Source organism: Enterococcus caccae ATCC BAA-1240 (assembly GCF_000407145.1).
GTDB classification, from domain to species: domain Bacteria; phylum Bacillota; class Bacilli; order Lactobacillales; family Enterococcaceae; genus Enterococcus_L; species Enterococcus_L caccae.
Genome location: NZ_KE136472.1, coordinates 1,179,744 through 1,192,021, shown reverse-complemented (window position 1 = coordinate 1,192,021; position 12,278 = coordinate 1,179,744). Strand labels below are relative to the sequence as shown.

General features: G+C 35.5%; 11 protein-coding genes. 8 read left to right on the top strand and 3 right to left on the bottom strand.

The window, feature by feature from the left end:
* Nucleotides 1-50 precede the first annotated feature (50 nt).
* Entirely contained in the window at nucleotides 51-686 is a 636-nt protein-coding gene (ccpN, locus tag I580_RS05350) for a transcriptional regulator CcpN (RefSeq protein ID WP_010772317.1), read from the bottom strand.
* 172 nt (nucleotides 687-858) lie between these two features.
* Between ccpN and ppdK the strand changes: the two genes are divergently transcribed.
* The 6 genes from ppdK (at nucleotide 859) to I580_RS05320 (ending at nucleotide 7,920) form a co-directional block, all read left to right on the top strand.
* Nucleotides 859-3,468: a pyruvate, phosphate dikinase gene (gene ppdK, locus I580_RS05345; protein ID WP_010772318.1), complete on the top strand. Its 2,610-nt coding sequence runs from the start codon at nucleotides 859-861 to the stop codon at nucleotides 3,466-3,468.
* A 126-nt stretch (nucleotides 3,469-3,594) separates the two neighbouring features.
* Nucleotides 3,595-4,686, top strand: coding sequence for a serine hydrolase domain-containing protein (locus I580_RS05340; protein ID WP_010772319.1), 1,092 nt, complete (start codon nucleotides 3,595-3,597; stop codon nucleotides 4,684-4,686).
* A gap of 111 nt (nucleotides 4,687-4,797) precedes the next feature.
* Nucleotides 4,798-6,099, top strand: coding sequence for a diaminopimelate decarboxylase (lysA, locus tag I580_RS05335; protein ID WP_010772320.1), 1,302 nt, complete (start codon nucleotides 4,798-4,800; stop codon nucleotides 6,097-6,099).
* 124 nt (nucleotides 6,100-6,223) lie between these two features.
* Nucleotides 6,224-7,192: an alpha/beta hydrolase gene (locus I580_RS05330; protein WP_010772321.1), complete on the top strand. Its 969-nt coding sequence runs from the start codon at nucleotides 6,224-6,226 to the stop codon at nucleotides 7,190-7,192.
* Nucleotides 7,193-7,207: 15 nt separating this feature from the next.
* On the top strand, nucleotides 7,208-7,576 hold the full coding sequence (locus tag I580_RS05325) for an EamA family transporter (RefSeq protein WP_010772322.1): 369 nt from the start codon (nucleotides 7,208-7,210) through the stop codon (nucleotides 7,574-7,576).
* Nucleotides 7,573-7,920, top strand: coding sequence for an EamA family transporter (locus tag I580_RS05320; protein WP_010772323.1), 348 nt, complete (start codon nucleotides 7,573-7,575; stop codon nucleotides 7,918-7,920). Before I580_RS05325 ends, I580_RS05320 begins: the two co-directional genes overlap by 4 nt.
* A gap of 543 nt (nucleotides 7,921-8,463) precedes the next feature.
* Here I580_RS05320 and I580_RS05315 read toward each other — a convergent pair.
* Together I580_RS05315 and I580_RS05310 are read right to left on the bottom strand one after the other, a co-directional pair.
* The gene (locus I580_RS05315) at nucleotides 8,464-8,805 is read right to left on the bottom strand and encodes a metal-sulfur cluster assembly factor (protein WP_010772325.1); all 342 of its coding nucleotides are present in this window, start codon (nucleotides 8,803-8,805) and stop codon (nucleotides 8,464-8,466) included.
* Nucleotides 8,806-8,930: 125 nt separating this feature from the next.
* Entirely contained in the window at nucleotides 8,931-9,497 is a 567-nt protein-coding gene (locus tag I580_RS05310; protein ID WP_010772326.1) for a helix-turn-helix domain-containing protein, read from the bottom strand.
* A 304-nt stretch (nucleotides 9,498-9,801) separates the two neighbouring features.
* On the opposite strand from I580_RS05310, the gene I580_RS05305 reads away from it, so the two are divergent.
* Together I580_RS05305 and I580_RS05300 are read left to right on the top strand one after the other, a co-directional pair.
* Nucleotides 9,802-10,866: a dipeptide epimerase gene (locus I580_RS05305; protein WP_034860338.1), complete on the top strand. Its 1,065-nt coding sequence runs from the start codon at nucleotides 9,802-9,804 to the stop codon at nucleotides 10,864-10,866.
* A gap of 31 nt (nucleotides 10,867-10,897) precedes the next feature.
* A complete protein-coding gene (locus I580_RS05300) occupies nucleotides 10,898-12,268 on the top strand; it encodes a transglutaminase family protein (protein WP_010772328.1) in 1,371 nt (456 codons plus the stop codon).
* Nucleotides 12,269-12,278 lie beyond the last annotated feature (10 nt).

Genomic DNA, 12,278 nt, shown 5'->3' with positions numbered 1-12,278 from the left:
ATGCACTCTCCTAATTTAGGTTTTGATTTTTTAAGTTCTGTTTGTTCTAATTAATAGTTTTCTTTTTCGATATCATGGCCTGCGTTAATAAAGTAAGACATTATTCGAGTTTTCGTCACTTTACCAATCACTTTTTTAGGTTGATTGATTTCAACGACAGGTATCGTATCAATACTATGTTGCATCAATAATCCGCCAGCTTCCAAAATCGTACGGTCACTGGTGATTGTGATGATGTTAGGCATACGGCTCATAATCATCGCAACCGGAGTTTTTTCGGTATTTGGGTTACTGATGGCTGCCCGTAGTAGGTCTTTTCGAGATAATACACCGTTCAATTCATCATTATCGTCTTTTACATATAAAGAGCCAACATCATACATAAACAAATTTGTTACAGCATCATAAACTGTAGTACTTTGATGAATAAGTATGGGGGGCAACATAATATCTTTTACCGTTTTTTTATAAAGTTTTTCGTAGAGCAGGGGTTCAATTGTCTGACCTGTGTAAAAATAGCCCACTTTTGGTCTAGCATCAAGCAAACCAGTCATCGTCAAAATCGCTAAATCACTTCGCAAGGTTGCACGGCTTAATCCTAATGATTTGGCAATACTGTCACCGCTGATTGGCTCATTTTCCTTGACGATTTTGATGATCTCTAATTGTCTTGAGGTAAGTTTCATTTTATCAACCTACTTTCTTAATGTGACACACTAATTATTATATATTTCTTATATAAATAAATCAAGAATAAAAATGAAGTATACTAATTCCAGTTGACAACGAATGTGATACACAATATAATTGTTTTTGAGTTAATGTGATACACTATATAGAGAAGAGGAGAGTTTGCTCATGAATTATGTGGTTGATTTTTTTGAAGGAAGTAAAGAACAAAGTGATTTATTAGGAGGTAAAGGGGCAAATCTGGCTGAAATGACAAAATTGAAATTGCCGGTACCGACAGGTTTTACGATTACAACTGAAGCTTGTTTAGATTATCTGAAAAAGAAAGAAAATATGACAAATGAACTCAATACAGAAATTCAGCAACATATTCATAGTATGGAGGAAAGAACCAACAAGAAATTTGGAAGTGCTGAGAATCCTTTGTTAGTTTCAGTAAGAAGTGGGTCGAAATTTTCAATGCCTGGAATGATGGATACAATCTTGAATTTAGGCTTAAATGATAAAACAATTCATGGGTTGATCAAGAAGACTGGTGATGCTCGTTTTGCTTATGACTGTTATAGACGGTTATTACAAATGTTTGGTGATGTTGTTTGTGGAATAGATAAGGATCGTTTTGAAAATCAGTTGAATTTTTATAAAACAAAGAAGCAGTATCAATCAGATACGGATATGCAAGCGCAAGATTGGCAAGAAATAGTAGCAATTTACAAAGATATTTTTATAGAAGTGACGCATCAGCCTTTTCCGCAAGATCCAAATGAGCAATTAGTTTTAGCTGTAGAAGCTGTTTTTCGTTCATGGAATAATCGAAGAGCGATTACTTATCGTCGTTTACATGATATTTCTGACTCACTTGGCACAGCCGTGAATATTCAAGCAATGGTTTTTGGTAATTTTGGTTCAGAAAGCGGTACTGGTGTAGCATTTACTAGAAATCCTGCAACGGGTGAGAAAGGGATTTTTGGTGAGTTTTTGTTGAATGCTCAAGGAGAAGATGTGGTAGCAGGAATCAGAACACCACAGCCCATCAGTAAACTAGAACTATTGATGCCAGAAGTGTACCAGGAATTTTTGAGGCTAAGTCACTTATTAGAATACCATTATAAAGATATGCAAGATATTGAATTTACGATTGAAAACCGAAAATTGTATCTTTTACAAACTCGAAATGGAAAGAGAACAGCTAAATCGGCTTTTAAAGTTTGTATTCAGTTAGTAGAAGAAGGGATTATTTCTAAGCAAGAAGCGATTCAACGAATCAGTCCAACAATGATCACACAGTTACTTCATCCTGTTTTTGAACCAGATCATTTGAAACATGCTGAAGTTTTTGCTAAAGGCTTGCCAGCGAGCCCTGGGGCGGCATGTGGAACTATTTACTTTACTGCTGAACGTGCAAAGCAAGCTAGTGAAAAAGGAGAAAAGGTCATCTTGATTCGTCAAGAAACATCACCAGAAGATATTGAAGGAATGGTTGTCAGCGAAGCTATTGTGACCTCACGAGGCGGAATGACATCACATGCAGCTGTGGTAGCTCGTGGAATGGGTGTATGTTGTGTGGCAGGCTGTGAGGAAATTTATGTAGATGAATTTTTAGAGCAGGCAACAGTTGGCGAGGTTGTTTTACGTCAAGGAGATACAATTTCAGTAGATGGAACAACAGGAACCATCTATCGAGGTAGCATTCCCTATGTAGAAGGAGACGAATGGCAGCTACTAGAAACCATTACCAAATGGGCAAAAGAAGAAGCAAATATTGACGTAAAAGCAAATGCAGAAACACCAACCGATATAAAAACAGCCTTAAAACTAGGTGCAGAAGGAATTGGATTAGCACGTACGGAACATATGTTTTTCGGAGAAAAGCGACTATTTGAAATGCGAAAAATGATTCTAGCTGAAGAAACAGCAGCTTTGATGGATCCTTTGAATAAATTAAAGGAATTCCAAAAAGAAGATTTTCATACTATGTTTACTTTATTAAATGGGAAAGCATGTACGATTCGTTTATTGGATCCACCTTTGCATGAATTTTTACCACAAACAGAAGTAGAAATAAATCATTTAGCTAAGGCAACACAACGGACGCCGGCTGAGATCGAGCACCGAATGAAAGAACTTCATGAACAAAATCCTATGCTTGGACATCGAGGTTGTCGTTTAGCTGTGACAACGCCTCAGATTTATGAGATGCAAGTTGCCGCCATCATTGAAAGTGCGATTGAAGTAGCTCAAAAAGAACAGGGAATCACGATTACACCAGAAATCATGATTCCACTGATCGGTAGTCAAGAAGAAATGCAGTGGTTAAGAGAACGATTAAATCAAACGATTCAAAAAATATTTACGGAAAAAAATCAAGTTATTTCTTACAAAATTGGCACAATGCTGGAAATTCCTAGAGCCTGTTTGACTGCTGAGAAAATTGCTGAAGTAGCTGATTTCTTTAGTTTTGGTACAAATGATTTAACTCAGTTGACCTATGGTTTTTCACGTGATGATTCGGGGAAATTTATTGGAGCCTATCAAAATAAGAAATTATTGAAAGCAGATCCTTTCCAGCATATTGATGAAGAAGGTGTGGGGGCTCTTATGAAGATTGCTGTAGATAAAATTAGAGCCTACGATTCATCCATTAAGATTGGAGTTTGTGGTGAAGTCGGCGGAGATCCTCAATCTATTCGTTTCTTAAAAAAAATTGGTGTAGATTATATTTCATGTTCACCTTATCGAGTTCCAGCTGCGATTTTAACGATAGCGCAAGAGAAATAAAATCAAACAATAGACTAAAAATCGGCTAATCGTTCGATATGTTAGTCTATTGTTTTTTTATAGTCTGCTTTTTTTTCAGCAAATGGTATAATTTAGTAGAAGTTATTTGGGAAAGAAGTGAAGTAGATGAGTCGGCGTTGGAAATCGTTTATTTTAGTTGGAGTATTGTTTGTATTGTTACTCTTATTAGGCAGTTGGTTTGTAACGAAAGAAAATGGTATTTTTGTAAAAACTCAATCAGAAAAGCAACAAAAATCAGCTAGTTTAGAATTTAAAAATAAAGAAGAAATCGATCAAATGATCAAGGATAGTCATTTTAAAGGATCGGTTTTGATTGTGAATCAGGGACAAATTTTCTATAAACAAAGTTATGGGTACGCGGATAGACAAAATAAAGTTCCAAATAAAAACGATAGTCCCTTTCCAATAGCGTCGTTACAGAAAATGATTACTGGCTCGATTATTCTGGAGTTGGTAAAAGAGGGGCAACTTACATTAGAAACAACCTTAGACACGTTCTATCCAGAGATTGAATACAGTCAGACAATCACGATTCAAGATTTGCTTAATCATCATTCGGGCATCTTGATGGAAGAAAAAGAGCCAGAAAACATTTTAACAGATCAAAAGAGTCAGATTGACAATGTTTTAAATACCTTAACTGTAGTCAAAAGTAAAGAATTTATGTATACGAATGCTAATTATACGTTGTTAGCTGGGATCATTTCTAAACTTACAGGTCAAACATATGAAGAAAATATCAAAAAGAGAGTGATAGAAAAATTATCTTTGACCGATACTTATTTTTGGGATCAATTGCCCGAAGCGGAAACGTTGCCGCAACCTTATTATTATATAGAACAAGATTATCAAGATGATCCAGTTCCGGTAAATGAAAAGCTTTTTTCAAGTTTGCTAGGGGCTGGAAACTTGTACATGTCAACAGAGGATTTTTGGGTATTTATTCAAAGTTTAACGAATGGCCAGCTATTCAAACAAAAGGAGTATGAACAACTTGTTGGAGCAGAGCAAGAAGGCTATCAAGGGGGAATGATTTATTTTGATGGGTTGAAATATTCTGAAGGCATTTTAGGCGGTTATGATACAGTTATTTATGGTGATCAAAAAAACCAAGAGATAGTGATTCTTTTTGCCAATCAACCTGCCGCTGAAGGAATGAGGGAATTGAGTGAAAGGCTATATCAAAAAATTTCGTGAGGTAATCAAGTTGAAATCATCCCGTCAGTTGTGAAAATCATGAAAAATAGATAGGAAGTTTTTCATTTTTGTGCTATTATTTTTAATAAATCAATTAAAGAAGGTGAAGAGATGCCACTATTATTTGGAACAGCAAAATTTAATGAGCAAGAACATTTAACGATTGGCGGTTGTGATGTTGTCCGTCTAACTGAGAAATATGGTACACCATTATTTGTTTATGATGTTGCGCATATTCGAGAGCGTGCAAGAGGCTTTAAACAAACGTTCAACTCTTTAGGAGTAAAAAATAAGGTTATTTATGCAAGCAAGGCATTTTGTTGTTTAGCGATGTATAAGCTTTTAGAAGAAGAAGAGCTTGGTTGCGATGTTGTTTCCGCTGGGGAAATTTATACAGCGATCAAAGGTGGTATGTCACCTGAGAATATTGAATTTCATGGCAATAATAAGACGAAAGAAGAACTGACATACGCTGTAGAACACGGAGTAGGGACGATTATTATTGATAATTTTTATGAAATCGACTTGCTAAGTGCTATTTTAAAAGAGACAGGAAAACAGCAAAATGTGATGTTCCGTATTACACCAGGAGTAGATGCTGAAACGCATGAATATATTTTGACTGGACAAGTGGATTCAAAATTTGGGTTCGACGTTACAAGTGGTCAAGCAACCAAAGCGTTGGAAAAAATCTTAGCAGATAAGCAGTTCGTTCTAAAAGGCGTTCATTGTCATATTGGCTCACAAATTTTTTCTGCTGAAGGTTTTTTGGCTGCGGTTGAGAAAATGCTGTTGATTTTAGATGAATGGAAACAAACGTTTAACTATACTGTGGATATTTTAAATATAGGCGGTGGTTTTGGCGTTAAGTATACGGAAGCGGATGATCCACTAGAACCTGAAGCCTTTGTTAAAGCCATCGTAAGTGCTGTTCAAGGACAATGTGAATTGTTAACTTATCCGTTGCCAGAAATATGGATTGAACCAGGTCGTAGTATTATTGCTGAGGCAGGCACAACGCTTTATACAATTGGCTCCCAAAAATCAATTCCTGATGTAAGGCATTACGTTTCAGTCGATGGCGGAATGGGCGATAATATCCGACCCGCTCTTTATGATGCCCTTTATGATGGCTTTTTAGCTAATAGAATCAGCTCAGAAGCAACTGAGGCAGTTCGAGTGGTTGGTAAATATTGTGAATCAGGAGATGTTTTAATCAAAAATATTGAATTACCACCTATGAATCCAAATGATTTGTTTGCTATGACAAGTACAGGTGCATATGGTTATTCAATGGCGAATAATTATAATCGCAATTTAAAACCCGCTGTTGTTTTTGTGGAAAATGGTGTAGACAAGTTAGTTATTCGTCGAGAGACGTATGAAGATTTAATCGCTTTAGATTGTGAATAAAAAACGGTTTAAACCTTTTCCAATTTGGAAAAGGTTTTTTGTTTCTGAGTAGATTCATACTTTTTTTACCAAATAAGAGTATAATTGAATAGGGTAATAACTATTTAGAATTGAGGTGTCATGTTTGAAGTGGATCATGTTGATAGTGGTTTTATTGTTGATGTTAATTATTGTAATTTCAGTTTATGCGGCAAATTTCTTTTTAAATGTAGCACTTTTTAGAAATAATAAATGGTATGACGAAACGGGTCATAAAATGATGAACCCAGATAATTTTAATAAGGGAATGTCACAATATGATCTTACTGAAGAGAAACAGAATCAGCAGGGGGATGAATTTTGGCAGCAAGGATTTGCGCAAGATCATTGGCTTAAAATAGGAGAAGACAAATTGTATAGTCGATTGATCATACCACATCCTGAAAGCAAAAAGTGGGTCATTTGTGTTCATGGATATCGTTCATTTGGTAAGCGTGATATGGCTTTTGTTGCAAGCAAATTTTCCGAACAAGGTTACAATATTCTTATCCCTGATTTGAGATCACATGGATTGAGTACGGGCAATGTGATCGGAATGGGCTGGTTGGATCGTTTGGATTTATTAAAATGGATTGAAGAAGTAATCAGATTGGAAGCACAAGCAGAAATCATTTTATTTGGCGGTTCGATGGGTGCAGCAACTGTGATGATGACAAGCGGTGAAGTATTACCAAATAATATTAAAGGATTAGTTGTAGATTGTGGCTATTCTTCTGTTTACAATGAATTTGGGGCAATGTTACGTTCAGCGTTTAAGTTACCAGCATTTCCCATCTTGACGATTGCGAATGTTTTAGCTAAAAAGAAAGTTGGCTATTCCCTTAAAGAGGCATCCTCGACTGCTCAATTGGCTAAAAATAATTTGCCTACCTTGTTGATCCATGGTACAGGTGATAAATTTGTGCCACATCAAATGCTTTATGACAATATGGAAGCAACAAAAGGGATCAAAGAAAGTTTGATTGTTGAACAAGCACCTCATTTATCCTCGTTTATTTATGAGCCAGATCATTATTTTGCAACTGTTTTTGAATTCATTCATCGTTATTGTTAGGAGAGGGGAAATTGTATGGATGCAAAAAATAAACAACAGAAATTGAGTTTGGGGATTGTATTGATTTTAATTGCTGCAACATTGAGCAGTTTAGGACAGTTAGCGTGGAAATTCGGAGCGGATGGAACAGGTAGCTATGCGATTATACTGTATATTGTTGGTTTTATAGCGGCAGGAGCAGGAATGTTTTTTATGATGGCGGCTTTTCGATATGGTGAAGTATCTATTTTACAACCAATGATGAGTTTGGGCTTTGCGTTATCGATTGTTTTAGGTGCTTTATTCTTAAATGAAAGTATTACTTGGTATAAATTAATAGGAACAGGCTTCATTATTGCAGGGTCGATTCTTTTAGGGATAGAAGGAAATGAGGAAAGCTTATGATCAATTATGGTGCAATCCTGACGATACTAGTCATTACAACTTTTTCAGGTAGTGCTGGAGCATTAGCGTTGAAAAAGGGGATGAATGATCTACCGCAATTAAGCCTGAAACTTGTAGTGACAAATGGTTGGATTTATTTGGGTTCTTTCTTATATATTTTAAGTGCAGTGACCAATATTGCGTTATTGAAATTTTTAGACTATTCGATTGCGTTTCCTATGACCTCTTTGACCTATGTTTGGACTGTTATTATTAGCTATTTTATTTTCAAAGAAAAACTGAGTATTCGTAAAGTTTTAGCAGTTATATTGATAATTATTGGTGTTTTTGTTATTAGCCAATAGTTTGATTGAGATGGGTAGTCTAAAAAAGTATATTTTAGACTAAAAACTGGTGCCTATTTCGGGCAAGCTTGATATTAGCAAAGAACAACCTCAAGTTGTAAGATGAATGTATAATGGGAGGGAATTTAATATGAAAGTTAAATCAAAGGGAATTGATAAAATCAAATTACTGCAAGCTTTGACTACAATTGTCACAGGTATCATTATGCTAAACGCTGTTTTAAAAAAATCGAAAAATAAATAAAAAGTTTATGGCTGGAAAGAATCGTGTGTTTTCTTTGATTCTTTTCAGCTTATTTTGTTTGAGAGGGAGTCAGATTTGATATTATCTACAGTTGTTCTATTGAAGAGCGTCAACGGTTAAGGAAAAGCTCCAAAATAGCTTTTTTAAAAATCATCTAGTAAAAAGTCATACCAAAAAATTTTTTAGCTATAGAAAAAGTCTCCTAACTGCTATCACTAAGATAACGGTTAGAAGACTAGCTACTTCTTTGTTGTCTAGGTTTTTCTAGATTGGATAGAAGCTATGTTCTTGGTAAATGTCTACCTGATTCCCAAAGCAATTCGAGCATAGCGGGACATTTTATCAGTCGTCCAAGCAGGGTACCAGACAAGTTTTACTTCTGGATTTTTTACTTCTGGAATTTCTTTTAAGGCTTCATGAATCTGTTCAGTCAGAACATCAGCCAATGGACAGCCCATGGTTGTTAGCGTCATTTTGATAACAGTGTCACCACTTTGCGCAAATTCCACTTCATAAATCAATCCTAAGTTAACAATATCGATCCCTAGCTCAGGGTCAATCACTGTTTCTAGCGCAGTTAAAATCTCTTCTTTAATGTTTTCAATCTCTTCAGCAGACCATTCTTGATTTGTTTCAGTCATTGTATCTACTCCTTTTAAGTTCATTCTTTTCATATGATACCTTTTTTTAAATACTTTGTAAATGAGAATCTTTTTCAATAGCATAGTGTTGATCTATGACTACACACCACAAAATTAAGCTTAAACTAAAATTGCAAAGTGAACAACATCAACTCATTTTCGGTTGCATTGAGGATATTATGTTGCGTAAATGCTTCTAAAAATATTGCATCACCTTCTTGTAGAATAAGTACTTTGTCTTTCAATTCAATCGTTGCTTCACCTTTGATCACGTAATTAATTTCACAAAGATTATGGGCAATTTTCCTTCCGCTAGAAGAGGATTGTGCATCAATATAAATTTTTGAAATTACCATGTTATTTGTATGTACGGGTAAATTAAATAAAGTATCATAATAAGTAGAGTTTGTTTGCCATGGATTGTAGATTGTACCAGAAGAGTTGCGAATGACTTTGTAGCCATTTTCTGATGTTTCTTCATCTTGTATTACTTGGGGTGCTTCGTTAGCCAAGAGAGAAGCAACAGTGACATCTAAGGCATCAGCGATTTTTCTTAATGCTTCTAGAGATGGTCGATTAGTGCCGCGCTCAATTTGCGATAAAAAACTCGCGGAATAACCAGTTTTTTCACCAAGTTCAGTCAAAGTGATCTTTTTTTCTTTTCTTAAATTCTTGATTTTTCTAAATTCCATCTGCAGCCGTCCTTTGTTTAGAATCCTATTTTCATCCATATTATCTCGGATTCACCACAAAATTACAAGCACTTGAATTTTAATGAATAAAAACACATCAAAATCTCATTATTATATTGACATTTGCATAGAGTAAACTTAAAATTGTAACCAATAATTCAAATTTTGTGATAGAATTTAATTCAAAATTAAAAAAAGGAAATTTATTATTTCCTTTCGTCATATTTAATTTTCAGTGGTAAAATTTAAACACAGGTTAAAAATGAGTATACTATTAAAAATGAGTACTATTGGGGGAAAAAACTTGAAAATAACAAAAATCAATGTTGCACCAAAAGCAGTAAAATTAAAAGAACCGATCACAATTTCACTTGGGACGATTGATCATTCGATGAGTGCAATCGTTGAAATCGTAACAGATGAGGGAATCATCGGGTATGGTGAAGGTTCACCAGGAATTTTGATTACAGGAGAAACGTTAAACGGCACGACAGAATGTATTCAGCTATTTGAAAAACACCTATTAGGCGTCGATCCATTAGATATTGAGAAAGTTCATAGCATTATGGATTCAGTTGCGGCACATGCACCTTCAGCAAAAACAGCAATTGATATTGCTTGTTATGATTTATTTGGAAAAAAGGCCAATCTTCCAGTTTACAAACTCTTGGGTGGTTTTTCTTCTTCTGTCAAAACAGATATGACGATTGGAATCGATACACCTGAAATAATGGCCGAAAAGGCAAAGTTAGCTATTTCGCAAGGCTTTGATACATTAAAAATAAAAGTAGGGACAGGCTTTACAACAGACGTTGCCAGAATAAAGGCAATTAGGGAAGTTGTGGGGAGTCACATCAATCTACGCCTTGATGCCAATCAAGGGTGGAAACCGAAAGAAGCTGTAAATACGATCAATCATTTAGCACAATACGGGATTGAATTAGTGGAACAGCCGGTTGCGTATCATGATATTGAAGGGCTGACTTTTGTTACAAATCATGTTACAACGCCAATTATGTCAGATGAGAGCTGTTTTGATTCTAAAGATGCTTTACGCTTAATCAAAGCTCGTGCAGTGGATTTTGTTAATATTAAATTGATGAAATGTGGCGGAATCCATGAAGCGTTAAAAATCAATAGTATCTGCGAAGCAGCTGGTGTGGAGTGCATGATTGGATGTATGGTAGAAGAAACCAACATTGGTGTGACTGCAGCCGCACATTTAGCTGCTGCAACTAAAAATATTACAAGAGCTGATTTAGATGCAACTTTTGGGTTGAACGAAGTGGCAATCCCTGGTGGTGTTGGGTTAGAACCTACCAGTATTATCTCTTTAACGAATAAAGTAGGTTTAGGATTAAGTAAATAGCCACAATACAAATAAGAAAGGTGAATGCCGAATGTATTATGATTTAAGCTATATGAGCGTACCATTACCAGAAGATGTGCTTAAACTAAAAAACTATGGTGATTTTGATGGTGCAGCAACATTGATTGAACACTTACTATCAAATGAATTACCTGAAGCTTTAAGGAAACGATTAGAAATTGAACAAGATATCATTCGAATTGTTGGGATCAATGAATATCCATTTGATTTTTCCGAAGCAAGTCAAATGATGGAGGCAACATTTAAAGACTATCAAGAGCAAGAATTAACTAGTTTAAAAGAAACTGGAAAAGTTGATTGGCTGTATATTGATGGTAAGATCCATTTTCAACGCCGTTTCTTGTTGAATTTGATCAAAACACAAGCAGATTATGAAGCTCGATTGATTGTGAAAGAGGATAACGAAGTCGATCGTTTACGCAAACAAGAACTGACTCAAAATGTTCAACTTATGAAAGAAAATGGTAGCAGGAAGGTCAAAATTCATCTAAAAACAAGTATTAAAGTCAAAAAACAATACGAACGTCCTGGTGAGACTGTTCGAGTTTATCTGCCATTACCTAAAGAGTGCAAACAAACTTCGGATATTCAAATCTTGAAAACAGTACCAGAAGCAACGTTTATTGCACCAGAAAAAGAAGCACAACGTACGATTTATTTTGAGACGATTCTTAAAGAAGATCAAGTGTTCTCAGTTGAATATAGCTATATCAATCAAGTTGATTATGTTGACTTAGACCCAAAAAAAGCTACTGAAGTCCAGCCAGAATTTGAGCTACATGAACAGTTACCTCACATTCGTTTCACGCCTTATTTAGAACAAGTGCTAACTGAAGTTTTAGCAGGCGAAACGAATCCAATCAAAAAAGCACGTAAAATATATGATTTTATCACGACAAAAGTCAATTATTCTTTTATGCGTGAATATTTTACCATTGATAACATTTCTGAGTATGCTGCAGTCAATTTAAAAGGCGATTGTGGTGTTCAAGCTATTCTGTTCATCACATTATGCCGCATGGCTAAAATCCCGGCAAAGTGGCAGTCAGGCTTATATGTGTCGCAATACTACACAGGTTGTCACGATTGGGCGCAATTCTATGTTGCACCTTATGGGTGGGTTTTTGCAGATTTATCATTTGGCGGTGGCGCACGTAGAAATGGTGATTTGGATCGTTGGAATTATTACTTTGGCAATCTGGATGTTTTCAGAATGCCAGCAAATAGCGAGATTCAAACGGATTTTAATCCGCCCAAACAGTTTTTACGAGCAGATCCGATCGATAATCAACGTGGGGAATTCGAGTATGAAAACCAAGGTCTTCCATATGCTTACTTAGATGTACAGCAAGATTTGATTGCTATGGATGAACTTGTATAATAAATAAAAA